Here is a 23,156-nt window from a genome sequence, read left to right on the forward strand (position 1 = left end):
GTGGCCGACTCCAGGACTGGGCCGACCGCCGTCTCTTTGGCATGATCGGGCTACCTGCACGTTCACGTCGGCAAGCGCATCGGGGGAGGTCGGCCCGGGTGATCCTCACGGTCACACTGAACACCGCTCTCGACATCACCTATCGCGTTCGGTCCCTCCGGCCGCACGCCTCGCACCGTGTCTCCGAGGTGACGGAACGCCCCGGCGGCAAGGGGGTCAACGTGGCCCGGGTGCTCGCGGCCCTCGGGCACGGGGTGACGGTGACGGGATTCACGGGCGGGGCGACGGGCCGGGTCGTGCAGGAGAAGCTCGCGGCGGTCCCGGGCGTGGTGGACGAGCTGGTGCCGATCGCGGGCGCGACCCGCCGCACGGTCGCCGTGGTCGACGAGCGCACCGGCGACACGACCCAGCTGAACGAACCGGGCCCGGCGGTCACGCCCGCCGAGTGGTCGGCCTTCCAGGAGGCCTACGCGGACCTGCTCCCCTCCGTCTCAGCGGTGGCTCTGTGCGGCAGCCTGCCGCCGGGCGTCCCGGTGGGCGCGTACGCCGGCCTGGTCCGCACGGCCCGATCCTTCTCGGTCCCGGTCCTGCTGGACACCAGCGGCGAGCCACTGCGCCGGGGCGTCGCAGCCCGCCCGGACATCATCAAGCCGAACGCCGACGAACTGGCGGAACTGACGGGTTCCCACGACCCACTCCGCGCGACCCAGGACGCCCGCCGCCGGGGCGCCGGCGCGGTGGTCGCCTCCCTCGGCTCCGCGGGCCTCCTGGCGGTAACCCGCGACGGCCGCTGGCAAGCCACCCCACCGGCCTCGCTACGAGGCAACCCGACAGGCGCGGGCGACGCGGTGGTGGCAGGCCTGCTCTCGGGCCTGGCAGACCACCTCCCCTGGCCCGACCGCTTGACCCGGGCGACGGCCCTGGCGGCGGCGACGGTGCGGGCACCGGTGGCGGGGGAGTTCGACCGGGGGGTGTACGAGGAGCTGCTGGGAAGGGTGACGGTCTCGGGAGAGGTCAGCGCGGCCTAGCCGACCCTCAGTCCTCGACCTGGCCCGCCTTCAGCCACAGCTTGTCCAGCAGGACATTGCACTTGTCGCCGTCCTGGCAGGACAGCGTGATCGTGTTGGTGCCCTTGTTGAGGGTCGGCCAGGCGTAGGTCTTCGTCCAGCCCTTGGCGAAGTCGCCGTCCGAGGTGTGCGTGAAGTTGCCGAGGTTGAGCTTGTTGCCGAACGGCTTGCCGTTGACGGTGAGGGTCATCTCCTGGTCCTCGTCCACCGTGCTGTAGCGGGCGAAGACCGTGTAGGGGCCCTCCTTCGGGACACCGTTGACGGTCCACGTCACCGAGGAACCGGCCTGGTTGAGGTTCCCGACGTAGATGCCGCCCTCGGACTGGGCGCCCTTGACGTCCTGGGCGAGAGTCGCAGCGCCACCGAGTCGCAGCGCCTTCGCGTCGGTCTCCGGCAGCTCCACCTTGCCCTCGCCGCCCTTGCTCGCCGAAGGGCTCGGCTTCGAGGCCTGGGACTGGGTCGGGTTCGTGCCCACCTCGTCGGACGCGTCGTCCTTGTCCTTGTCGCCGCCCAGCATGGCCACACCGATGCCGATGACGACCGCGGCGACCACCGCGATCGCGCCGATCAGCAGGCCCTTGTGGTTCGGGCCGCGGCCACCCCGGCCGCCACCGCCACCCGCCGGCATCTGCTGCTGCACGGTCTGCGCACCACCCGGCAGCGTCTCCGGCGCCGCGTAATGCGCGTTAGGACGGCCGGCGCCCTGGGCAGTCTGCTGGGGGACCTGGCCGTAGGGCGCGGTCTGAGCGGCCTGCTGCTGGCCGTACGGGCGGGTGCCGACAGCCCGCACCCGGTTGACCGAGTTCGGGTAGCCGTAGCCCCCGGACGGCGGCTGGGCTCCGTTGGCCTGCCCGTCGGCGTAGAGATAGCCGAACGGGTCGTCGTCCTCGGGCGTGCTCGCGCCGTTGTTGCCGGGCGTCATCCCTTGGTCTCCTCAGTCAGGTGCGGTGCATGCGGTACACGGGTGAGTTAGCGAGCCTACCCGCTCCCAGAGACCCAAACGGGTGACTCAGACCGCATCAACTCGCTGACCAGGGCTTCACCCGGCGCGTCTGTGTTGTTTGGGACGAGATCGTTTCTCGACGTACATCCGCTCGTCAGCGGATTTCAACACTTCGTCCGCCGTCATTCCACAGTGTGCCCATCCGATGCCGAAGCTGGCACCGACCCGGACGGCCCGCCCCTCCGCGCGGATGGGCTGGATGATCTCGTTGCGCAGCCGGACCGCGAGGTCCTGCGCGTCGGCGCGCCCCAGCCCGTCGGCCAGGATGACGAATTCGTCACCCCCGAGCCGGGCGACGGTGTCCCCGTCGCGGACGCCGTTGCTCAGCCGCCGGGCGACCTCGATGAGAACCGCGTCACCCGCGTTGTGCCCGAACCGGTCGTTGATCGACTTGAAGCCGTCGAGGTCGCAGAAGAGCACGGCGAGGCCCTTGGTGCCGTCGTCGTGGCTCCCGTCCGGGGCGATGGTGTGCACGTGGTGGTCGTAGGCGTCGTAGGACTCGGGGCCCTGCCGGAAGTCGAAGCCGGGCCCGACCACGTCGAAGTCGGGATGGCCGTAGGCCGCGTCGACGGATTCCACGGCGGTGCGCGGGGACGACGCGCGTTGACAGAGGCGGGCGGACAGGCGCGAGCGCAGCTCCGCGGAGTTCGGCAGGCCGGTGAGCGAGTCGTGCGAGGCGCGGTGGGCGAGCTGGAGCTCGCGGCGCTTGCGCTCCTCGATGTCCTCGACGTGGGTGAGGAGGAAACGCGGGCCGTCGGCGGCGTCGGCGACCACGCTGTTGCGCAGGCTGACCCAGACGTACGTGCCGTCCCGGCGGCCGAGGCGCAGCTCCGCGCGTCCGCCCTCCGCCGAGGTGCGCAGCAGGGTGCCTATGTCCTCGGGATGGACCAGATCGGAGAAGGAGTAGCGGCGCATCGCGGAGGCGGGGCGGCCCAGCAGCCGGCACAGCGCGTCGTTGGTGCGCAGGATCCGGCCGTGCTGGTCGCCGCCCATCTCGGCGATGGCCATGCCGGACGGTGCGTACTCGAAGGCCTGCCGGAAGCTTTCCTCGCTCGCCCGCAGTGCCTGCTGCTCGCGCTCCAGGCGGACCAGCGCGCGCTGCATGTTGGCGCGCAGCCGGGCGTTGCTGATGGCGATGGCGGCCTGGAAGGCGTACATCTGGAGCGCCTCGCGGCCCCAGGCCCCGGGCCGGCGGCCGTTGCGCGGCCGGTCCACGGAGAGCACGCCGATCAGTTCGCCGCCCGCCGCGCTGCCCTGCGGGCCCGGCGCGTACATGGGGGCGAAGAGCCGGTCGGCCGGGTGCCACTCGTCCTCGAAGCGGGGGGCGGGGCCGTCGGTGTACCACTGCGGGACGTCGTCGTCGTCGAGGACCCAGCCCTCGGTGTGCGGTATGAACACCAGGTCGCCCCAGTGCTCGCCCATGCCGAGGCGGCGCTCCCAGGACTCGCGCGAGCCGACCCGGCCGGTGATGAGGGCCTCGGCGGCGGGGTTTCCGGCGAAGGCGGCGACGACGAGGTCGCCGTCCGGCCGTACGAGGTTCACGCACGCCAGCTCGTACCCGAGGGCGGTGACGACGCCCTCCGCGACGGTCTGCAGTGTGTCCGCCAGGCTGCGGGCCGTGTTCATGTCGGCCATGACCTGGTGCAGTTGTCGCAGGGACGCAAGACGGACGTAGGGCTCCGACTCGGTCTCCATGCTCGCCCTCCCCCCGAGTACTCGCAGCGATTCAAGGGTTCTCGTCGGCGTATCGCCCCGGCAGCTTCCCCGCCACTGAATCACAGCGCGCTGCTCACTCGGTACACAGGGTCAACAATTCCTGCCCCTTGTGACTCAAGTCACAGGCAAACCTGAACAATTGAGTGGAGTTTCTGCGTTTTCACGTACGTCTACCGAACGCAAACTTTGTCGGATTGCGCACAGCTATTTCCCCGGTACCCGCCCCGGGGCCGCGGATGTCCGCCGGTGGTCCTAAGACCGTGATCGGGCGGGAGTCCGATGCGGGGTCCGCGGGGCGGAGATTAGCGTTCCGGGTGTGCCGAACACTCCCGCTGCCACGTCCCCGATCATTCCGCCGCCCGCCTCCGGGCATGCTGAGGGGGTGAGCAACGACGAGTTCCGCGCCGCCATGTCCCGGCTGGCCTCGGGCGTGGTCCTGGTGACCGCGCAGGAGGCGCCGCTCGACCCGGACGACCCCACGGCGCCGGGCGGCGAGGACGTGGGCATGACGGCCACGGCCTTCATGTCGGTGTCCCTGGATCCACCCCTGGTGCTGGTGAGCCTGCGGGAGGGTTCCCGCATGGACGAGCTGCTGGAGGAGCAGGACCTGTGGGCGGTCTCGGTCCTCTCCGAGAGCCAGCGGCACATCGCGGGCCGCTTCGCGATGAAGGGCCGCGTCAGCGACCGGCTGCTGTTCGCGGACATCCCCTTCACGCGCGGCGAGTACACCGGCTCCCCGCTGGTCGGCGGCGCCCTGGCCGTTCTGGAGTGCCGTACCGAACAGCGTGTGCCCGCCGGTGACCACACACTGGTGATCGGCCGCGTACTGACGGCGGGGGTGCCGAGCGCGGAGGGGGGCCCGCTGGCGTATTTCCGGGGCCGGTACCGGCAGTTGGACTGAGAAAATCCGTTGCCCCGGGCGCGAACCGCTTGCCTAAGGTTCCCGCATGAACATGACCACGACCGGCCCGCGCCTCGAAGAGATCACCGCCGCGAATCTCGACGCCGCCCTCGGCATCCGCGTCCGTCCCGACCAGGAGCACGCGGTCGCCCCGGTCGTGAAGTCCCTCGCCGAGGCCTACGTCCATCCCGGCATCGCCTGGCCCCGCCTGATCGTCGACGGCGACCGCCCGGTCGGCTTCCTCATGGCCTTCCTCGACATCGACTGGTACGAGGACGGCAGCGTCCGCCGCTCGGGCCTGTGGCGGCTGAACATCGCGTCCGGGGAGCAGGGCAAGGGGTACGGCCGTTTCGCCGTCGAGTCCGTCGCCGCCGAACTGCGCCGGCGTGGCAGCGCGCAGCTCTACGTCACCTGGCACCCGGGCCCCGACGGCCCGGGCGACTTCTACCGGGGACTCGGCTTCCGCCCGAACGGGGAGGTCAGCGGGGGCCAGACGGTGGCGGTCCTGGAACTGCCGGTGCCCCAGCGGTCCTGAAAGCCGCCTGGCCCGAGCGGTTCCGAAAGCTGCCCGAGCCCCAGCCGTCCCGAAGCTGCCCCAGCCCCAGCCGTCCCGAAGCTGCCCCAGCCCCAGCCGTCCCGAAGCTGCCCTAGCCCCAGTTCCGCGCGGAGCGCCCCTGCTTCGTCTCCGAGCGCTGCTTCTTCTCCCGCAGCCGGCGTTCGTTGATGCCCCGGGGGATCCGGGTCGGCTTGCGGGGCTTGGGCGGGGGCGCGGTGGCCTCGGCCAGGAGCGCGGTGAGGCGTACGGCCGCGGCCTCGCGGTTGCGCCACTGCGAGCGGTGCTCGGAGGACCGCACGGTGACGACCCCGTCGACCAGCCGCCCGGCCAGCCGCTCCAGGGCCCGCTGCTTCCACACCGCCGGCAGCGCCTCGGTCTTCGCCAGGTCGAAGCTCAGCTCGACCTTCGAGTCGCTGGTGTTGACGTGCTGCCCACCCGGCCCCGACGACCGCGAGAAACGCCACATGAGCTCGGCCTCGGGCAGGGAGACGGAGCCGCGGATGACGTGGTGACCGGACATGCCGTCCATGTTCCCGCTTCTGTCCCGTCCACGTCATCCCAATAACGGCGAGTAAAGAAAGTAAAGGACCTGGAACCTCGCGTACCCCTCTCCACGTTCATGGGGGTAGCTGTAGCTTCGGTGCCGCAGCTTCTTCGCCGCACGTAAACGAGGGAAGGGACTCCCAACAATGGCTGTAAGCCTGTCCAAGGGTGGCAACGTCTCGCTCACCAAGGAGGCTCCGGGCCTGACCGCCGTCACCGTGGGCCTCGGCTGGGACGTCCGCACCACCACCGGCACGGACTTCGACCTCGACGCCTCGGCGATCGCGGTCAACACGCAGGGCAAGGTCTACTCGGACGCCCACTTCGTCTTCTTCAACAACAAGCAGACGCCGGACAACTCCATCGTGCACACCGGCGACAACCGCACGGGCGAGGGCGCCGGCGACGACGAGGCGATCAACGTCAACCTCGCCGCCCTCCCGGCCGACATCGACAAGATCGTCTTCCCGGTCTCGATCTACGACGCCGAGAACCGCAGCCAGAACTTCGGCCAGGTCCGCAACGCCTACATCCGCATCGTCAACCAGGCCGGCGGCGCCGAGATCGCCCGCTACGACCTGTCGGAGGACGCGGCGACGGAGACGGCCATGGTCTTCGGCGAGCTGTACCGCAACGGCGCCGAGTGGAAGTTCCGCGCGGTCGGCCAGGGCTACGCCTCGGGCCTGGTCGGCATCGCCCAGGACTTCGGCGTGAACGTCTGACACACGCCTGAGCGTTGTGAAGAGACCCCCCGGGCCGGACAACCGGCCCGGGGGTCCTCCTCAGGGGCGCGGGGAACTGCGCCACCGGCCACAACCTGCCCGCACCGAACAGAGCACCTGAGCCCCTACGGCGCGTCGAAACCCTCCCCACCCGGGTACGTTCCCCACGTGATCCTCGACCTTCTGCCGCCGGCCCCGCTCGGCGATCCCCTCCTCACCGAGCTGACCGCCCTCTACGCCTCCAACCACGCGTTTCACACCCTGACCGGCGACTTCCCCGACCCGAAGGACATCCGCCCCGAGCAGGTCGCCGCCGCGCTCTCGGCGGAGCGGGAGCAACCCGGCACCGAGATCCTGCTCGCCCGCAGCTTCGGCCGGCTCATCGGCATCGCCGTCACCCTCGCCCACGACCCCGACCCGGCCGACCCGGACCCGTGGATCGGCCTGCTGATGGTGGACGCGCAGCTGCACGGCCAGGGCCACGGCCGCCGCCTGGCCGCACTCGTCGAGGACCGCTTCCGCGCGGCCGGCCGCAACGCCGTCCGTCTCGCCGTCCTGGCGAACAACCCGAAGGCCCTGGCCTTCTGGACCGCCCTCGGCTACGAGATCGTCGACCACCGTGAGGATCTGCGGCACGGGCGCCCCTGCGCGGTGTTGCGCAAGGAGCTGACCACGTCGTAGGGCCCTCAGGGCCGCTCCGGCTTCCCCTCCCCGTACAGCCAGCCCTCCCAGATCCCTTCCAACTCCGCGCCGGGCGCCCGCTTGCCGACATAGGCCGTGAAGTCGGCGGTGTCGGCGTTCCCGTACCGGTGCGTCGCCGCCCACCCCTTGAGGATCGAGAAGAACCGGTCGTCCCCGACGGCCTGCCGCACCTTCTGCAGCACCATCGCCCCCCGCCAGTACACCGGAGGGTCGGAGGTCCGCGCGGCGCTCGGCGGGTCCGCCGGCGGGAACTCCCAGATCTCCTCCCCGGCCTCCTCCGTGTCGAAGTACTCACCGGAGTACACCTCGTCGAACGTCTCCTGGGCGCTCCGTCCGCCGTGGTCCTCCTCCCACAGCCACTCCGCGTACGTCGCGAATCCCTCGTTGAGCCACATGTCCCGCCAGCTCTCGGGCGTGACGGAGTCGCCGTACCACTGGTGGGCGAGCTCATGGACGAGGAACGTGATGCCGGGGGCGCCGGGGAACACCGGCCGGCTCTGGGTCTCCAGGGCGTAGCCGACGAAGCCCGCGCGGTCGACGATCGCGCCGGTGGTGGCGAAGGGGTACGGCCCGAACCGCCGCTCCGACCACCGCAGTACCTCGGGAAGCCGTCCGAGCACGGGCCGGCTCGCCGCCGCCTCGGCCGGGTCGACGGCCGTGTACACGGGCAGGCTCCCGGCCCGGGAGCGGCTGATGTCGAAGCGGCCGATCGCGAGGGTGGCGAGGTAGCTCGCCATCGGTTCACCGCTGTGCCACACGAACGTGGTACGCCCCCGCGCGGTCGTCTCGCTCCGCAACTCCCCGTTGGAAACGGCCCGCAGGCCCTTCGGCACGGTCACCGTGAGGTCGTACGCCGCCTTGTCGGAGGGGTGGTGGTTGCCGGGGAACCACGCCATCGACCCCGTCGGCTCGCCCAGTGCGAGCGCCCCGTCCGAGGTGCACAGCCAGCCCTCCTCGGAGCCGTCCGGGTCGGTGACGGTCTCGGGCGTCCCGGAGTAGCGGACGGTCACGCGGAACGTGTCGTCCCGGTCGATGTCGCCGCGCGGCCGGACGGTGAGTTCCTGCCCGGCGCGGTTCCAGCGGGCGGCGTCGCGTCCGACGGTGATCTGCTCGACCTCCATGCCGAGCAGGTCGAGGTTGAAGGCGGAGAGGTCCTTCGTCGCGCGGGCGGTGAGGGTGGCCGTGCCGGTGAGGTGGTGGGCTCCGGGGTCGTACGCGAGGCGCAGGCCGTAGTGGGTGATGTCGTAGCCGCCGTTGCCGGCCTTCGGGAAGTAGGGGTCGCGGACGCCGGAGCCGCCCGGGGTGCCGTGCACCCCGCCGCCGCAGGCGGTGAGGGCGAGGGCGCAGACGAGCAGGGTGGCTGCGGGCAGGGTGGGGACAAGACGTACAGATCGGGCCACGTTCGCGATCCTACGGGCGCGTGACACCATCACCTCCGTGCTCGACATCGGCTACGCCCTCTCCAACCGCTTCCCCGACCCGCCGCAGACCGACTACCGCCGCGCGGACGTCCGGGCACTGCGGCACGACCTGTTCTGCGGGGACGTCTATCTGGCGGACACCAAGACGGATCACGAGGTGTCCACAGCCTGGGGATGGGTGCCGGTGCTCGACTTCGCGTGGGCGCTGTGCGACATCGTGGAGCGGATCGACCGGGACCCGGCGGGCTCCAGGGCGTCCCGGCCGCAGCGGGCCGAGCTGGACTTCACCGAGTCGACGGACCGGATGCTGTTCGAGCGCCGCTTCGGCTGGGTGGACATCGAGGCCGACTGGATGCGCGCGGAGGAGCCCGCACTCACCGTCTCCCACAGCGAACTGCGCCGCGAGGCCCGGGACTTCCTGCACGACCTGATCGCCGACCTCACCGACCTCCACGACGACCTCGCGGAAAACCCGGCGATCTGGACTCTCCAGGCCCGCTACCCCCGCCTGCCGTAGCCGCCGCCGGGCTCAGGCGGCCTCGGTCCCCGGCTCAGGGGGCCTCAGCCCTCGACGCGGATCCCCCATTGCGCCGCGAGCACCGGCGCCAGATCCAGCAGCTGCGCCGTGCTGATCACCGCCCCCGACAGCCGGTCCAGGCCGCGGCTGATCTCCAGCGACGCGGCGCCGCGCAGGTCGACGTCCGTGAGGGTCGCCGCGTGCAGGTCGGCGCCCTTCAGGGCGCAGTCCACGAACTCCACGCGCTCCAGGCGCGCGCCGCCGAAGTCCGGCTCGACCAGGACGCAGCCCTCGAAGACGACGTCTCTGAGCCGGGCCGTGCGCAGGTTCAGGTAGTCGATCTTGCCGCCGCGGATCAGCACCCGCTCCAGCACCGCCCCGTGCAGCTGCGGTCCGCCGAGCCGGGCGTCGGTCAGCTCCACATCGCGCAGGGTCGCCTCGGCGAGGTCGGTGCCGACGCCCCGGACGCCGGTGAGGACCGAGTCCAGCAGACGGGCGTGCCGCAGCCGGGTCTCGTCCAGCTCGCAGCCCGTCAGGGCACAGTCCATGAAACGGGCGCCCGCTCCGTCCTGCCCGGAGAGGTCGGCGCCTTGGAACTCCAGCCCGTCGTAGTCCCCGTCCGGCTCCAGCTCACCGCCCCCGAACGGCTCCAGCACCGGCAGCCGCACCTCCGGTCGCCGCGCGCCCTTCACACCCGTACCGCCCGCCGCTCTCCTCGCCATGTCCCCATGCTGCACCCCGCCACTGACAATCGCCCTGACCTGCATGGACACCGGTGATGTCACATTCCGGCGCCCTCGATCGGTCGTACTGCGGAAGGCACGCCGGAAGGCGGCCCCGACCCGAGGGAGATCCACGTCATGCACCGCATCACCGTCATCGGCGGCGGCTTCGCCGGACTGACCGCGGCCATCACCGCCGCCGAGGCAGGCGCCGAGGTCACCCTCCACGAGGCCCACCACACGCTCGGCGGCCGGGCGCGCACCGCCGAGGGCCCGTACCGCACCAACGAGGGCCCGCACGCCCTCTACAACGGCGGCCCGCACTGGGCCTGGCTCCGGCAGCGCGACCTCATCGGCCCGCTCGCCCCGCTCCCGCCCCTGGAGGCCGCCCGGCTCCGGCTGCGGCACCAGGGCGTGCTGCGCCGCACCCCGCCCCTCGCCCTGGTGAAGCTGCTGCGCCGGACGGGCCGGCAGGCCCCCGTGGACGCCGACTTCCTGACCTGGGCGACCGGCATCGCGGGCGAGGAGGGAGCCCGGGCCGCCGCCCTCCCCCAAGCTCTCGGCTTCGCTCGAGCAGGGAGGTGCCCCCATCTCGGCGGTCGCCCTGTTCCACCACGACCCCGGGTCGCTGTCGGCCGCGTTCGTGCAGGAGCGGCTGCGCCGGGCCACCAAGCTGCCGCCCGAGGCGCACCACCCGCGCGGCCGTTGGGCGAGCCTCATCGACCGGATGGCCGACCGCACCTGGAACCTGGGTGTCCGGATGGAGACCCTGTCCCGCGTCGAATCGCTCCCCACCGACACACCCGTCGTCGTGGCCACCTCCCTCGACGCCGCCCGCCGCCTGCTCGGCGACGATTCCCTGAGCTGGCCGAGCGGCCGTACCGCCCTCGTCGACCTGGCCGTGCGCACCCGCCGCGGGGACGCCTTCGTGGTCTCCGACCTGGACGCACCGGGCTGGCTGGAGCGGTTCACCGCCCAGGACCGCAGCCTCGCTCCGGCCGGGGAGCAGCTGATCAAGGGGCAGATCCCCCTCGCCCCGCACGAGTCCAAGGCCGACGGCACCGCCCGCGCCGAGCAGTTGCTCGACCTCGGCTTCCCGGGCTGGCGCGAGCGGCTCACCTGGCGGCGCGAGTCGGTGGCGAACGGCCGTACGGGCGCGGTCGACCTGCCCGGCACCAGCCGGCGCGACCGGCCGGCCGTGGACCGGGGCGACGGGGTCTACCTCGCCGGCGACCAGGTCGCGGCCCCCGGAGTGCTGTCGGAGGTGTCCTTCAACAGCGCCCTGACTGCGGTCTCCCTGGCTCTCGGCCGACGCGAGCTTGACCTCAAGCAAGCTTGAGGTTGAAGGCTGGTCGCATCGAACGCCCTGTCAGAGGAAGCGAACGCCCTCCAGAGGAGTCGCCATGTACGCCATCCGCCTGCACGCCTTCGGCCCGGCCGAGAACCTCACCTACGAGGAGGTCGAGGACCCCCGGCCGGGTCCCGGCCAGGTGCGTATCGCCGTACGCGCGGCGGGCGTCCACCTCCTGGACGCCGCCCTGCGCGAGGGCATGCCGGGCGGCCCGGCGAACGAGCCGGCGACCCTGCCCACGGTCCCCGGCCGCGAGGTCGCCGGCGTCGTCGAGTCCCTGGGCGAAGGAGTCGCCGGGCTGTGGCTCGGCAAGCGGGTCGTCGCCCACCTCGGCTTCGTCCCGGGCGGCTACGCCGAACTGGCCGTCACCGAGGCCGAGCGCCTGCACGAGATCCCCGGGAACCTCGACTTCGCCGAAGCCGTGGCCATGATCGGCACGGGCCGTACCGCGATGGGGATCCTGCAGTTCGCCGACCTCGGCCCCGACTCCGTGGTCGTCGTCCCGGCCGCCGCCGGAGGCATCGGCACCCTCCTCGTGCAGTACGCCAAGAACGCCGGCGCGACCGTCGTGGGCCTCGCGGGCGGGCCGGAGAAGACCGCCCGTGTGCAGGCGGGCGGCGCCGATCTCGCCGTCGACTACAAGGACCCCGCCTGGCCCGCGAAGGTCCGCGCCCATCTCGGCGGCAGGGCCGCGACCGTCGTCTTCGACGGGGTCGGCGGGGACATCGCCCGCGAGGCCGTCGCCCTCCTCGGCCCGGGCGGCAGGCACATCGTCTTCGGCTGGTCCGGCGAGGGCATCCACTCCGGCGGCCCCTACCTCGTCGACGGCGTCTCCGAGCAGGTCCTCGGCCCGGCGATGCTGGGCAAGGCCGGCGGACCCGACCCCCTGCGCACCCTCGAACTGCGCGCCCTCACCGAGGCCGCCGCCGGCCGGCTCACCCCGGCCGTGCAGCGCTTCCCGCTCGCCGAGGCGGCGGCCGCGCACCGCGCGCTGGAGACCCGCGGCACGACCGGGAAGGTGGTTCTGGAGCCATGACCCGACGCCCCGCAGGCGGCGACGATTGCGCGGATGCAGGCCGCTCCGATCCATGGTCTTCTGACCAGATGAGTGTCACCCGGACAGGCGCGGACGGCCCTCCCGTGGACACCGACCCGCGCCGCTGGTGGGGCCTGGTCGTCATCGCCCTGGCCCAGCTGATGGTCGTGCTCGACGCGACCATCGTGAACATCGCCCTCCCGTCCGCACAGCGCGACCTCGGCATGTCCGACGGCAACCGGCAGTGGGTCATCACCGCCTACACCCTCGCCTTCGGCGGACTGCTCCTGCTGGGCGGCCGGGTTGCCGACCTGGTCGGCCGCAAGCGGACCTTCGTCATCGGGCTGATCGGCTTCGCCGCCGCCTCCGCGCTCGGCGGCGCCGCCACCGGAGCGGGCATGCTCTTCGGCGCCCGCGCCCTCCAGGGCGTGTTCGCCGCCCTTCTGGCCCCCTCCGCGCTGTCCCTGCTGACGACGACCTTCACCGACCCCAGGGAACGGGGCAAGGCCTTCGGCATCTACGGCGCCCTGGCCGGCAGCGGCGCCGCGCTCGGCTTCATCGTCGGCGGTCTGCTCACCGAGTACCTGGGCTGGCGGTGGTGCCTCTACGTCAACGTGCCCATCGCGATCGCCGCCGTCCTCGGCGCGCTCGCCCTGCTGCACGACCGCCCCGGCCACGCCGGCGCCCGCCTCGACGTCCCCGGCGTCCTGCTCGGCTGCGGCGGCCTCGTCGCAATCGTCTACGGCTTCAGCGAGGCCGAGTCCCGCGGCTGGACCGACCCGATGGTGCTGTCGCTGTTCGCCGGGGGCGCCGTCCTGCTCGCGGTGTTCGTGTGGTGGCAGTCCCGGGCACCCATGCCGCTGCTGCCGCTGCACATCATCCGCGACCGCAACCGCGCCGGGTGCTTCCTGACCATGGCACTGGCCGTGATCGGCATGTTCGGCCTGTTCCTGTTCATGACGTACTACCTCCAGGCCGTGCTCGTGTACTCCCCCGTCAAGACGGGCCTGGCCTTCCTGCCCCTCACGGTCGCCATCATCATCGGCTCGACGCAGATCTCCGCCCGGCTGCTCCAGCGCGTGCCGCCGCGCATGCTGATGGTCCCCGGCATGCTCCTGGCGGCGGGCGGCATGGTGATCCTCACCCGGATGACCACGCACTCCTCCTACGCCACCGAGATCCTGCCCGCGCTGCTGCTGCTCGGCCTCGGCATGGGCCTGACGTTCATGCCGGTCTTCGCCACCGCCACCGCGGGCGTCGCCCCGCACGACTCGGGCGTGACGTCCGCGACGGTCAACACCTCGCAGCAGGTCGGCGGCTCCATCGGCACGGCCCTCCTCAACACCATCGCGACGACCAGCACCGCCACCTACGTCACGGCCCACCTCACCAACCCCTCGGACCGCACCCGGGTCGTCCGCGAAGGCGTCGTCCACGGCTACACCGTCGCCATCTGGTGGGCCGCCGGCATCATGCTGCTGGCCGCACTCATCGCGGGCCTGATGGTGACGACGAAGGCCCCGAAACACGGCGCACCGGCCGACGCGCCCGTACCGGAACCGGCGACGTGAGGGGCGGGGGGCCCGCCCCGGCCTGAGGGGACGGGGTCCCGCCCCGGCTCGGGAGGGGACGGGAAGCCCGGTACCGGAGGGGGACGGGAGGCCCGGTACGGGAGGAGACGGAAAGCCCGGTACAGGAGGGGACGGGATCCCGCCCCGGCTTGGGGGGTGCGGAGCCCGGCGAAATTCGCATGCCCGCCCCGGCGCCCCCCACTACCGTGCCGGGAGTGATCGACATTCCCCGGGAACTGGCGGCATCACAGGAGAAGTTCAACGGCGAGGCGGGCCGCGCCTTCATCGCCGGGCTGCCGGAGCAGACGGCCCGCTTCCTCGGCCACTGGGACCTGAAGCCCGACGGTCCCCCGATGCACGGCGTCTCCGCCCTGGTCGTCCCGGTCATCCGGACCGCCGACGGCACCCCGGCGGTCCTCAAGCTCCAGATCCTCGACGAGGAGAGCGAGGGCGAACCGGTCGCGTTGCGCGCCTGGGACGGCGACGGAGCCGTCCGCCTCCTCGAACACGACGAGCCCACCGGCACCATGCTGCTGGAACGCCTCGACGAGACCCGCATGCTGTCCCAGGTGCCGGACGCCCACCAGGCCGTGGTCACCATCGCCGAGCTCCTGGCCCACCTCACGTCCTTCCCGGCCCCACCCGGCCTGCGCCGCCTCGGCGACATCGCCCAGGGCATGCTCGAACGGACCCCCCGGGCCCTGGGCCGCATCCCCGACCCCGAGGCCCGCCGCCTCGTCGCCGACTGCGCGGCCGCCGTACGCGAGGTAATGGACGAGCCGGGTGATCGCCTCCTGCACTGGGACCTCCACGACGAGAACGTCCTCGCCTCCGGCCGCGCCCCCTGGCTCGCGATCGACCCCAAGCCCCTCGCCGGCGACCCCGGCTTCGAACTGTGGCCCGCCCTGGACAACCGCTACGACCCCGACGACATCCTCTGGCGCTTCGACGCCATGACCGACATCCTCACCCTGGACCGCGACCGCGCCCGCGCCTGGACCCTCGCCCGCCTCCTCCAGAACACCCTGTGGGACATCGAGGAGGGCCGCCCGATCGACGACGCCCGACTGGAGATCGCCCGACGGCTCCGCCATCGGCCCGCTCCCCGGTCACAGTGGCTCCGCGACTGAGTCAGCCCATCGACGAAGGTGTTCGGGTCAGGAGGCCAGTACGCCGCCGAAGACGGGAAGGTTGCGGATCACGCTCCACAGGAGCAGCACGGCGAGCGCGGCCCGCCCCCACCACACCGGGAGAACGCGTGGCCGGAACCTGCCGAAGACGAAGCGCAGCCACACCACCACACCGACCGGCAGAAAAGCGAGCAGCAGGGCGTTGTGGTCCGCTGCCGCCGCCATGTGACCGCGGGTGAGTTCGTGCAGCGCACGCAGGCTCCCGCAGCCGGGGCAGTCGAGTCCTGTGACGGCCCGGAACGGGCAGGCGGGGAACGGACCGGGTCGGGCGGGATCCGCAAGGGCCGTGGCGACGGCGACCGCCGCCAGAAGGAGGGCACCCAACCACGCTTCGAGGGCGGCCCGTCCGCGCGGAGGGCGGCACCCTACGGTCATGGCGCGGGCATGTACTCGGTGGAGGTGTCGGACCCGTGCCGTCCTTGTGCCGACTCGCCACGTGCCGTCGCCACGGACTCCAGGCCAGCCGGACCGGCTTCTCGCGCTGCACGGGCATGCACTGGGCGGCCAGCTCCCCGCGTTCCGTGTCCAAGACCCGGACGACGCCGTCATCACAGGCGACGGCCAGGAGGTTCGCGGGCCCGAGTGCCATGTGCCCGCAAGGACCGACCTGGGCGACCGGCCGCGACTTCGGGGGTGCCGGCGGGGAGCCGCCGGGCGGCGTATGCGGCCTCGGTGACCCGCCCTCCCCCTTCGGGGGCGTCGGCTGCGAGGCGAATATCTGTACCGTCTCGGACGCGAGAAACAGCACGGGTGTGGCCCACTCCAGAGTGCCTTGGCGGACCTTCACCTCTTCGCGGGACAGACGCAGTGGAGCACGTGCCACGTGCCGCTGCTCAACGCCCTCTCGAGATCCTTATAACGGTCCCCGGGCAACCAGTGAACTTCCACTTTCTGCAGGACCTGCACGATCCGATCCCGCTCCTGCTGCGCCTCCAGCGGCGGAAGGTCCTCCGGGAGTGCCGAGACACCCAGTACCCGAAGCGGCAGGGCCAAGGGCATCGGCGAGATCGGGTTCATGAGCCGCAAGTCCCGCACCACGGGTACGCGAAGCGCGAGATAGTCATGGCGAGCCGGATCGACCATGTACTCCCACGGGATACGCGAGACCTGCGGGCCGTCCGGCCGCAGGAGTACGCGCAGCGACTTTCCCTGCTCTCCGGCGCGGATCCGGCACCGGTCGAACTGCGTGAAGATCTGATCCCGCAGGATGGTCCCGGCCAACAGTTTTCCGAATTCGCGAACGGATTGCTCCGGCGCCGACGCGCCCCGCACAATGTTCAAGCTGTACGACTTCACCAACCAGTGGCACACCCGATGTTCCGGTGCGTCCACTCGGCCGTCGGGCGGTCAGGGCATGAACGACGGAATACTTCCGAGGGCATCCGGCGAAGACCGGCGGCGCGCGAAAACCCCAGGCCAGATGATCTCTGACCTGGGGTTCAGGGAGCCCCCTGTCGGATTCGAACCGACGACCTACGCATTACAAGTTGTCCGATCTTGGTCCGGGGGTGTCCGCCGGAGTCCGCGAAGCGTGAGACATCGCCGCTCAGACAGGTCTCCGACTTTGCGGGACGCCAACGGACGTCAGTGGAATCAGGGCCTATTGAGACCAGGATTGAGACCAGGACGAGTTGGCTACGGTCGCGAACCAGTCCGGGCGGCCGAGACGCCCAAAACATCAGGCCCATGCCGACGGCTGCGGCTGTTGCGGGACGGCTTAGCCCTAGGAGCAGTAAGGACCCGGGATCACTCCGCAAATGTCACATGTACGCTCACCAGGATTCACATATGCGGTTCTCCCCCGTGCAGGCAACTGCGGTCCGCAGCAAAGTATCTGATGCGGACCGCAGTCGTTCCTGATGCCTACTTGGCTAGTTCATCAATCCGCCAACCAACGATTCCGGATGATCCCGCAAGCCCCTCGACATCAATCTCGATTTGCGCGGTGACATCCATAATACGTTGACGGACTGGGACACTGTCGCATGCCACGGTCTGCCGCTCTGGGCGTTTCATGGTCACAGTGAGGCGGACCTCCCCCACCCCTGAGCAGACAACAGCAAGCGCGTAGGACTTGCCGCTCGACAAGGCCGGGCGGTGGTGGATTCCGTCGCTTACGCGCTCGAATCCCGACTGCACAAACAGGTCGTCAAGTTCGTCGATTTCTACAACCCCTAGCGCCTCTTCCGCCCGCTTCTCGAGGACCTTCCTCTGGTCATTTGTCACAGAGGGGGAAGCGCTGGGTTTGGGATTTTTTGACGGCCCGCCGTTATCCTCAGGCTCGCCACTGCATCCAACGAGGAAGGCAGCAGACAGGATCGGGACGAGGAGGGTAGCACCGCGGCGCGTGAACCATTTTCCGTAGATCATGTCCGAGTTTCCCAATAACGCCATCCGACCTCCCTGGTCGGCATCTTCACGCTACCGGACCCAAGCTTCTTCTTGCCGCAGCGGTTGGCACTCGTCTCGTACTTTACCCAGCTATACCTCTCACCCCAGGAGCCGTACTGCATGTGCCCGTAGTACCCGCTCTTGATGCGCCGGGAGTACTTGTGCCCCGTTCCAATGCCGAGCTCGCCAACCACCTTGGCGCCAAACTCCGTCTTGGCCTTCGCGAGGAGAACGCCGGCCTCGGCCGTGATGGTCCCGCTCAACTCAAGGCTGATCTTGCCGGATCTCGTGACCTCGACCGTCATCGTCCCACCCGGCCCATCCTTGTATGAGGTGCCGTTCCACCAGGACGGGATGAAATAGTCCTTCTTCCGACCCGAAAGCGCGTACCACTTCTTGTAGGGGTTGTCGCAACGCTGCGTCCCTACATCACCCTCGCCCGTCGCTTCTGGCAGAGCGTTGAGCTCCCTCTCGGCGGCCATCTCTTGGGCCGACATCACAGGCCCCTCGACCGCAGTGCTGCTCGTCTCCTGGGTGACAATTTTTTCTGGCGTGACTCCCTCAGGAGGTGTACCAACCGGCTCCTCAACCGCATAGGAAGTAGCCGTCATTACTGCCCCGAGGGCCAACACTGTGGCCGAAACGAGTAAGCGTCGCGCCGGTGTTCTAGGCAAGTGGATTCCCCTCCCATGCCGCCTGGATTGGCGGCCTGAGAGGAACATACAGCGTTACAGTTATGACAGTCAGTCGATAGTAGATCTAGTGAGGGAAACTTGAGGTTGGCGAAGCAGTTGATTCACACCTCAACTGCCCACGCTGCCATGCGTCGAATCGAGCAGTTCATCCGCCGGGCTGAATCAGAGATCCTGGCCTGCACGTCCAGCGTGCTCGAACGTGCCGCCGCTGCCAAGCATCAGCCAATGTAGGGAGCCGTGCGGGCCCCCGGCGATACGTGAAAGGCCGCTCCACCTGTCCAAGGACGCCATGCGACGCATGGGCGAGTTCTTCGTGCCCGCGCCCTCGACCCCGGATCCGGGCCCCACTGAGACCAGAACTGAGACCGCCGACACCCGCGCGGCCCGTGCCCGGCGCCGCCGCCGCCTCCGCTGACGACAAAACCCCAGGTCGGACCACACCCGACCTGGGGTTCACCAGAGCCCCCTGTCGGATTCGAACCGACGACCTACGCATTACAAGTGCGTTGCTCTGGCCAGCTGAGCTAAGGAGGCGGGTGCCGTGCACCGCGTTGCCGCGCGTGAGGGCGGCACCACTGTACACAGAGCCCGTTACGCCGAGCCACGGCGTTCCGTCCCCTCGGCCGCCTCCCCGACCTCGTAGGCGAACCGATACGCCACCGCCGTCTCACCGGGCCGTGCGGTGAAGTCGCCCTTCCCCGTGAGGCCGGTCAGCTCTCCGCTCCCCGACCCCGGCACCACCTCGAAGGTGCAGTGCACGGCCCCGTCCTCGCCGAACCACCCCCGCTCCTCCACCGCGAAGCTCCCCTCACGACCGTCGACGCGGCCGGTGAGGAGTTCCATGCCGCTGAAGGATCCGGCCTTCGCGGTGACGTAGACGATCGCGTACTCGCAGATCGTCCCGGCTGCCTCGATGCCGCCGGTGAAGGTGTTCCGGACCGAGGCGTGGGCGAGGCGGGGGTTCGCGTCCTCGCCGGGGCCGATCACGCGTTCCTGCCAGTCGGCGAAGGTGAAGTGGCCGGTGGTGGTGGTGAGGGTGGTGCCGGGCATGGGTGGTCCTCTCGGTCGGCTCCGTATGTCCTCGACCAGCCTGGACGCCGTACCTGACATCTCCTGTCAGGTACGGCGGCGCATGCCGCGACAATGGCCTCCATGCGCGCCGACCGGCTCCTCTCCCTGCTCCTGCTGCTCCAGAACCGCGGGCGGATGACCGCGCCCGAGCTCGCCGCCGAGCTGGAGGTGTCGGTGCGGACGGTCTACCGGGACGTCGAGGCACTGGGGGCGGCCGGCGTGCCGGTGTGCGCCGACCGGGGGCCCGAGGGCGGCTACCGGCTGGTCGACGGGTACCGGACGCGGCTGACCGGTCTGACCGACGCCGAGGCCGGTTCGCTGTTCCTCGCCGGGATGCCCGGTCCCGCGCGGGACCTCGGGCTGGGCGCGGTCCTGGCCAGCGCCCAGCTGAAGGTGCAGGCGGCACTGCCCGCGGAGCTCGCCGGCCAGGCGCGGCGGGTGCAGGAGCGGTTCCATCTGGACGCGCCCGCCTGGTTCCGGGAGGCCGACCCGGTGCCGTGTCTGGAGGCCGTGGCGGCGGCCGTGTGGGAGCGGCGGGTGCTGCGGCTGCACTACCGGCGCTGGCGCGGCGAGGTGCGCCGGGAGGTGCGGCCGCTGGGGCTCGTCCTGAAGGGCGGCATCTGGTACCTGGTCGCCCTGGCGGAGGAGACCGTGCGGACCTACCGGGTCTCGCGCGTGCTGGCCGTGGAGGACACGGGCGAGGTCTTCGAGCGTCCCGTGGGGTTCGACCTCGCCGCGTGCTGGGCCGAGTCCTCCCGTCGTCTGGAGGCCGCCCTGCGCCAGGACACCGCCCGGCTGCGGATCTCGCCCCGCGCGCGGCGGCTGCTGCCGATGCAGTTCGGCGCGGCGGGCGCGCACGCCCTGGAGAGCGCGGGCCCGCCCGACGGGGACGGCTGGGTGGAGGTGGAGCTGACCGTCGAGTCGGAGGCGGTGGCCGTGGGCGATCTGCTCCGGCTCGGCCCGGAGGCGGAGGTGCTCGGTCCTCCCGGGCTCCGGCAGGCGGTGGCCCGGGCGGTCGCGGTGCTCGCGGACCGCTACGGGGAACCAGAAACGAACAGGTCCGATCAGCCGTAATGTGCCGCCTCGAAAATTTCCGCGAAGTTCACAGGCCCGGAACTACTGACAGACGTGTGAACGCCGGGTACCGTCCTGAGCCAGTTCACACGCGTGGACTACACCACAACGGCAATCACCGTCGTGGCACCGCCTTCCTACTCGGATCGTCCGGCACGTTCCTGCCGGTAGAAGGGGTTCATTCACCATGGCCACTGTCTCGTTCGACAAGGCGACCCGGATCTACCCGGGTTCCACCAAGCCCGCCGTCGACGCGCTGGAGATTCACATCGAGGACGGCGAGTTCCTCGTCCTCGTCGGCCCCTCCGGCTGCGGCAAGTCCACCTCGCTCCGCATGCTCGCGGGGCTCGAGGACGTCAACGGCGGAGCCATCCGCATCGGCGACCGCGACGTGACGCACCTGCCGCCCAAGGACCGGGACATCGCCATGGTGTTCCAGAACTACGCGCTCTACCCGCACATGACCGTCGCCGACAACATGGGCTTCGCGCTCAAGATCGCCGGCGTGAACAAGGCGGAGATCCGGCAGAAGGTCGAAGAGGCCGCGAAGATCCTCGACCTCACCGAGTACCTGGACCGCAAGCCCAAGGCCCTCTCCGGCGGTCAGCGCCAGCGTGTCGCCATGGGCCGGGCCATCGTGCGTGAGCCCCAGGTCTTCCTCATGGACGAGCCGCTGTCCAACCTGGACGCCAAGCTCCGTGTCTCCACGCGTACGCAGATCGCCTCGCTCCAGCGCCGCCTGGGCATTACCACCGTCTACGTCACCCACGACCAGGTCGAGGCCATGACGATGGGCGACCGCGTGGCGGTCCTCAAGGACGGTCTGCTCCAGCAGATCGACACCCCGCGCAACATGTACGACAAGCCCGCCAACCTCTTCGTGGCCGGCTTCATCGGCTCCCCCGCGATGAACCTCGTCGAGGTGCCGATCACCGACGGCGGCGTGAAGTTCGGCAAGTCGGTCGTTCCGGTGCAGCGCGACGCGATCGCCGCCGCCACCGACAAGACCGTCACCGTCGGCGTCCGCCCCGAGCACTTCGAGGTGGCCGGCGCGGACGCCGAGCTGGGCCTCGCGGTCACGGTGAACGTCGTCGAGGAGCTCGGTGCCGACGCGTACGTCTACGGCACCGCCAAGGTCGGCGACGACTCCAAGGACCTCGTCGTCCGCGTCAGCGGCCGTGACGTCCCGGAGAAGGGCAGCCAGCTGCACGTCGTGCCCCGCTCCGGCGAGACCCACGTGTTCTCGACGTCGACCGGTGCGCGCCTGTCCGACTGATCAACCAGCGAACGCACAACCCCGGGTGAATCACCCAGGTTGACGAAGAGGGCCCCGCGGCGTGCCGTGGGGCCCTTCTCGTTGTCGACAAATACCCCGGCAGACCGGACGTTTCGAGCGTTGTGCGTCAACCCCCTACCCAGAAAGCGGCCCTTTCTCATCCCCCGAACCGGTGACTAAATGTCTACAAACCATTACCGGGCGCTACCCTCACACGCGTGAAGCACTCCATGAACCAACAGACGCGACGCGGCCGGGGCCACGCCCGCCGGATCGGCCGCACCCTCGCTTTCGTCCTGCCCGTCGTCCTGGTGCTCTCCGGGACACTCGCGGTCACCCGGGTCAACTGGTCGGGGAACTCCACGGACCCGGTGCTCACCGCCGCGGACACCTCCGTGGGCACACCGCGAGCCGCCAAGCGCGCGCCTCAGGAGATCCTGCGCGACAAGCTGCTGACCGAACTGCAGGAGGAGGACCCGGGCGTCGCCCTCAGCCACCTCCAGCAGGCCGTCAACGGCCGCCCGTCGCTGGCGAAGCACTGCGCGTCCATCGCCCGCGCCCTCGGCCAGGCCGCCGTCGCGGTCTACGGCCCCACCCGCGCCCAGTCCTACGCGCGCCCGGTCTGCGACACCGCCTTCGCCACCGGCGTCGCCGCCGCGCACAGCTGAGCACACCGCCCTGCCACCGGGTGGGAAGTCCATAACGGCCGACGCGGGATCGATCGTCGGCCGCAGTCCCGGGCGGGACGCCACGTACAGTTCGTGTCCATGAGCGATCCGAGCGCCGCGTCCCGCCCCGTTCAAGCCGTCGTTCTGGCCGGTGGCCAGGGCTCACGGCTGCGTCCCTACACCGACGACCGGCCCAAGCCGATGGTCGAGATCCCCGGGACGGGGACGCCGATCATCGGCCATCAGCTGTCCTGGCTCGCCGACGAGGGTGTGACGGACGTCGTGGTCTCCTGCGGTCACCTCGCCGAGGTGCTGCAGAAGTGGCTGGAGACCGCCGAGTTGCCCGTCTCCGTCACGACGGTCGTCGAGCCGGAGCCCCTCGGGCGCGGCGGCGGCCTCAAGTACGCCGCGGCGCACCTTCCCCACCCCGACCGGCCCTGGTACGCGACGAACGGCGACATCTGGACGCGGTTCTCGCTGCGGGACATGGCCGATTTCCACGCCGAGCGGGACGCCGTCGCGACCCTGGCGCTGGCGCGGCCCCGGCTGCCGTGGGGCGCGGTGCAGACCGACGGCTTCGGGCGCATCACCGACTTCATCGAGGCACCGCCGTCGACGTTCGAGATCAACGCCGGCGTGTACGTCTTCTCCCCCGAGTTCGCCGGGCTGTTGCCGCACCGGGGGGACCACGAACGGACGACGTTCCCTCATCTGGCCCGTGAGCGGCGCCTGGCCGGGTTCACGATCCCCCAGGGGTCGTACTGGCGGGCCATCGACACGGCCAAAGACCTGACCGAGGCGGCGAAGGAACTGACGGCGCTGGGACGCTGAGGGCTCCGCCGGTTGCGCCGGTGGGCGAGGAGCCTGCCCTTCTTCAAGGAACTGCGGGCGTTTGAGCGCCGACAGCCCGGCCGGTTGCCTTCCGCCGGCGGCTGACCGCTCGTCGTGGCTCGTCACGCGGTT

23 protein-coding genes, 1 tRNA gene and 2 pseudogenes are annotated in these 23,156 nt (G+C 70.7%); 15 read left to right on the forward strand and 11 right to left on the reverse strand.

Translation table 11 applies throughout. The annotated features are described in order from the left end of the window. The first annotated feature begins 98 nt into the window (after positions 1-98). Positions 99-1,028 (forward strand): 1-phosphofructokinase family hexose kinase, encoded by a 930-nt coding sequence (locus ABTX60_RS29615; protein ID WP_352100076.1) that lies wholly within the window; start codon positions 99-101, stop codon positions 1,026-1,028. Positions 1,029-1,035: 7 nt separating this feature from the next. Here the strand turns inward: ABTX60_RS29615 and ABTX60_RS29620 are convergent, their stop codons facing one another. Beyond that, positions 1,036-1,989, reverse strand: coding sequence for a carbohydrate-binding protein (locus ABTX60_RS29620; protein ID WP_352100077.1), 954 nt, complete (start codon positions 1,987-1,989; stop codon positions 1,036-1,038). A 117-nt stretch (positions 1,990-2,106) separates the two neighbouring features. Continuing rightward, a complete protein-coding gene (gene cdgB, locus ABTX60_RS29625) occupies positions 2,107-3,765 on the reverse strand; it encodes a diguanylate cyclase CdgB (protein WP_352100078.1) in 1,659 nt (552 codons plus the stop codon). Positions 3,766-4,102: 337 nt separating this feature from the next. Between cdgB and ABTX60_RS29630 the strand changes: the two genes are divergently transcribed. Next, positions 4,103-4,687 (forward strand): flavin reductase family protein, encoded by a 585-nt coding sequence (locus ABTX60_RS29630; protein ID WP_352100079.1) that lies wholly within the window; start codon positions 4,103-4,105, stop codon positions 4,685-4,687. A 52-nt stretch (positions 4,688-4,739) separates the two neighbouring features. Further along, positions 4,740-5,222, forward strand: coding sequence for a GNAT family N-acetyltransferase (locus ABTX60_RS29635; RefSeq protein ID WP_352100158.1), 483 nt, complete (start codon positions 4,740-4,742; stop codon positions 5,220-5,222). 112 nt (positions 5,223-5,334) lie between these two features. On the opposite strand, the gene arfB is transcribed toward ABTX60_RS29635, so the two are convergent. Next, the gene (arfB, locus tag ABTX60_RS29640; protein ID WP_352100080.1) at positions 5,335-5,772 is read right to left on the reverse strand and encodes an alternative ribosome rescue aminoacyl-tRNA hydrolase ArfB; all 438 of its coding nucleotides are present in this window, start codon (positions 5,770-5,772) and stop codon (positions 5,335-5,337) included. Between the two features lie 160 nt (positions 5,773-5,932). On the opposite strand from arfB, the gene ABTX60_RS29645 reads away from it, so the two are divergent. Together ABTX60_RS29645 and ABTX60_RS29650 are read left to right on the forward strand one after the other, a co-directional pair. After that, positions 5,933-6,508, forward strand: a complete 576-nt coding sequence (locus ABTX60_RS29645) for a TerD family protein (RefSeq protein WP_010035999.1) — start codon at positions 5,933-5,935, stop codon at positions 6,506-6,508. A gap of 168 nt (positions 6,509-6,676) precedes the next feature. Further along, positions 6,677-7,189, forward strand: a complete 513-nt coding sequence (locus ABTX60_RS29650) for a GNAT family N-acetyltransferase (protein WP_352100081.1) — start codon at positions 6,677-6,679, stop codon at positions 7,187-7,189. Positions 7,190-7,194: 5 nt separating this feature from the next. On the opposite strand, the gene ABTX60_RS29655 is transcribed toward ABTX60_RS29650, so the two are convergent. Beyond that, positions 7,195-8,640: a M1 family metallopeptidase gene (locus ABTX60_RS29655; RefSeq protein WP_352100159.1), complete on the reverse strand. Its 1,446-nt coding sequence runs from the start codon at positions 8,638-8,640 to the stop codon at positions 7,195-7,197. A 7-nt stretch (positions 8,641-8,647) separates the two neighbouring features. Here ABTX60_RS29655 and ABTX60_RS29660 point away from each other — a divergent pair, with 7 nt between their 5' ends. After that, positions 8,648-9,148: a hypothetical protein gene (locus ABTX60_RS29660; RefSeq protein WP_352100082.1), complete on the forward strand. Its 501-nt coding sequence runs from the start codon at positions 8,648-8,650 to the stop codon at positions 9,146-9,148. Between the two features lie 44 nt (positions 9,149-9,192). Here the strand turns inward: ABTX60_RS29660 and ABTX60_RS29665 are convergent, their stop codons facing one another. After that, a complete protein-coding gene (locus tag ABTX60_RS29665; protein WP_352100083.1) occupies positions 9,193-9,870 on the reverse strand; it encodes a pentapeptide repeat-containing protein in 678 nt (225 codons plus the stop codon). Positions 9,871-10,008: 138 nt separating this feature from the next. Between ABTX60_RS29665 and ABTX60_RS29670 the strand changes: the two are divergent. The 4 genes and pseudogenes from ABTX60_RS29670 to ABTX60_RS29685 all read left to right on the forward strand — a co-directional run bounded on the left by ABTX60_RS29670 (position 10,009) and on the right by ABTX60_RS29685 (position 14,958). After that, positions 10,009-11,209 (forward strand): annotated as a pseudogene (locus ABTX60_RS29670) (NAD(P)-binding protein). 64 nt (positions 11,210-11,273) lie between these two features. Then, positions 11,274-12,257, forward strand: a complete 984-nt coding sequence (locus ABTX60_RS29675; protein WP_352100084.1) for a zinc-binding dehydrogenase — start codon at positions 11,274-11,276, stop codon at positions 12,255-12,257. Between the two features lie 68 nt (positions 12,258-12,325). Then, positions 12,326-13,828: an MFS transporter gene (locus ABTX60_RS29680; protein ID WP_352100085.1), complete on the forward strand. Its 1,503-nt coding sequence runs from the start codon at positions 12,326-12,328 to the stop codon at positions 13,826-13,828. 179 nt (positions 13,829-14,007) lie between these two features. Next, positions 14,008-14,958: an aminoglycoside phosphotransferase family protein gene (locus ABTX60_RS29685; RefSeq protein WP_502992422.1), complete on the forward strand. Its 951-nt coding sequence runs from the start codon at positions 14,008-14,010 to the stop codon at positions 14,956-14,958. Positions 14,959-14,985: 27 nt separating this feature from the next. Here ABTX60_RS29685 and ABTX60_RS29690 read toward each other — a convergent pair whose 3' ends face one another. From ABTX60_RS29690 to ABTX60_RS29705, 4 genes are all read right to left on the reverse strand, one after another. Then, positions 14,986-15,342: a DUF2752 domain-containing protein gene (locus ABTX60_RS29690; RefSeq protein ID WP_352100087.1), complete on the reverse strand. Its 357-nt coding sequence runs from the start codon at positions 15,340-15,342 to the stop codon at positions 14,986-14,988. A gap of 459 nt (positions 15,343-15,801) precedes the next feature. Beyond that, positions 15,802-16,314 (reverse strand): hypothetical protein, encoded by a 513-nt coding sequence (locus ABTX60_RS29695; protein ID WP_352100088.1) that lies wholly within the window; start codon positions 16,312-16,314, stop codon positions 15,802-15,804. 567 nt (positions 16,315-16,881) lie between these two features. Then, a complete protein-coding gene (locus tag ABTX60_RS29700; protein WP_352100089.1) occupies positions 16,882-17,388 on the reverse strand; it encodes a DUF6023 family protein in 507 nt (168 codons plus the stop codon). Then, entirely contained in the window at positions 17,385-18,020 is a 636-nt protein-coding gene (locus ABTX60_RS29705) for a hypothetical protein (protein ID WP_352100090.1), read from the reverse strand. The genes ABTX60_RS29700 and ABTX60_RS29705 overlap by 4 nt, the downstream gene beginning before the upstream one ends. A gap of 332 nt (positions 18,021-18,352) precedes the next feature. On the opposite strand from ABTX60_RS29705, the pseudogene ABTX60_RS29710 reads away from it, so the two are divergent. Continuing rightward, positions 18,353-18,519, forward strand: a pseudogene (locus tag ABTX60_RS29710) (tyrosine-type recombinase/integrase); the annotation flags it as partial. 45 nt (positions 18,520-18,564) lie between these two features. On the opposite strand, the gene ABTX60_RS29715 reads toward ABTX60_RS29710, so the two are convergent. Both ABTX60_RS29715 and ABTX60_RS29720 read right to left on the reverse strand, forming a co-directional pair. Further along, positions 18,565-18,638 (reverse strand) — tRNA-Thr (locus ABTX60_RS29715). A gap of 57 nt (positions 18,639-18,695) precedes the next feature. Next, entirely contained in the window at positions 18,696-19,154 is a 459-nt protein-coding gene (locus tag ABTX60_RS29720; RefSeq protein ID WP_352100091.1) for a DUF3224 domain-containing protein, read from the reverse strand. 102 nt (positions 19,155-19,256) lie between these two features. Between ABTX60_RS29720 and ABTX60_RS29725 the strand changes: the two genes are divergently transcribed. From ABTX60_RS29725 to ABTX60_RS29740, 4 genes are all read left to right on the forward strand, one after another. Then, positions 19,257-20,249, forward strand: a complete 993-nt coding sequence (locus ABTX60_RS29725; RefSeq protein ID WP_352100092.1) for a helix-turn-helix transcriptional regulator — start codon at positions 19,257-19,259, stop codon at positions 20,247-20,249. 187 nt (positions 20,250-20,436) lie between these two features. After that, positions 20,437-21,525, forward strand: coding sequence for an ABC transporter ATP-binding protein (locus ABTX60_RS29730; protein ID WP_352100093.1), 1,089 nt, complete (start codon positions 20,437-20,439; stop codon positions 21,523-21,525). Positions 21,526-21,743: 218 nt separating this feature from the next. Further along, complete coding sequence (locus tag ABTX60_RS29735) at positions 21,744-22,193, forward strand: hypothetical protein (RefSeq protein WP_352100094.1); 450 nt, start codon at positions 21,744-21,746, stop codon at positions 22,191-22,193. 99 nt (positions 22,194-22,292) lie between these two features. After that, complete coding sequence (locus ABTX60_RS29740; protein ID WP_352100095.1) at positions 22,293-23,024, forward strand: nucleotidyltransferase family protein; 732 nt, start codon at positions 22,293-22,295, stop codon at positions 23,022-23,024. Positions 23,025-23,156 lie beyond the last annotated feature (132 nt).

Source organism: Streptomyces sp. NPDC126510 (genome assembly GCF_040302345.1).
Taxonomy (GTDB): Bacteria; Actinomycetota; Actinomycetes; order Streptomycetales; family Streptomycetaceae; genus Streptomyces.

Coding starts and splice junctions, on each gene's coding strand:
- ABTX60_RS29620 (WP_352100077.1), bottom strand. CDS start 1,989: ATGACGCCCGGCAACAACGGCGCGAGCACGCCCGAGGACGACGACCCG.
- cdgB (WP_352100078.1), bottom strand. CDS start 3,765: ATGGAGACCGAGTCGGAGCCCTACGTCCGTCTTGCGTCCCTGCGACAA.
- ABTX60_RS29635 (WP_352100158.1), top strand. CDS start 4,740: ATGACCACGACCGGCCCGCGCCTCGAAGAGATCACCGCCGCGAATCTC.
- arfB (WP_352100080.1), bottom strand. CDS start 5,772: ATGGACGGCATGTCCGGTCACCACGTCATCCGCGGCTCCGTCTCCCTG.
- ABTX60_RS29645 (WP_010035999.1), top strand. CDS start 5,933: ATGGCTGTAAGCCTGTCCAAGGGTGGCAACGTCTCGCTCACCAAGGAG.
- ABTX60_RS29655 (WP_352100159.1), bottom strand. CDS start 8,640: ATGGTGTCACGCGCCCGTAGGATCGCGAACGTGGCCCGATCTGTACGT.
- ABTX60_RS29665 (WP_352100083.1), bottom strand. CDS start 9,870: ATGGCGAGGAGAGCGGCGGGCGGTACGGGTGTGAAGGGCGCGCGGCGA.
- ABTX60_RS29675 (WP_352100084.1), top strand. CDS start 11,274: ATGTACGCCATCCGCCTGCACGCCTTCGGCCCGGCCGAGAACCTCACC.
- ABTX60_RS29680 (WP_352100085.1), top strand. CDS start 12,326: ATGAGTGTCACCCGGACAGGCGCGGACGGCCCTCCCGTGGACACCGAC.
- ABTX60_RS29685 (WP_502992422.1), top strand. CDS start 14,008: ATGCCCGCCCCGGCGCCCCCCACTACCGTGCCGGGAGTGATCGACATT.
- ABTX60_RS29700 (WP_352100089.1), bottom strand. CDS start 17,388: ATGATCTACGGAAAATGGTTCACGCGCCGCGGTGCTACCCTCCTCGTC.
- ABTX60_RS29705 (WP_352100090.1), bottom strand. CDS start 18,020: ATGACGGCTACTTCCTATGCGGTTGAGGAGCCGGTTGGTACACCTCCT.
- ABTX60_RS29720 (WP_352100091.1), bottom strand. CDS start 19,154: ATGCCCGGCACCACCCTCACCACCACCACCGGCCACTTCACCTTCGCC.
- ABTX60_RS29725 (WP_352100092.1), top strand. CDS start 19,257: ATGCGCGCCGACCGGCTCCTCTCCCTGCTCCTGCTGCTCCAGAACCGC.
- ABTX60_RS29730 (WP_352100093.1), top strand. CDS start 20,437: ATGGCCACTGTCTCGTTCGACAAGGCGACCCGGATCTACCCGGGTTCC.
- ABTX60_RS29740 (WP_352100095.1), top strand. CDS start 22,293: ATGAGCGATCCGAGCGCCGCGTCCCGCCCCGTTCAAGCCGTCGTTCTG.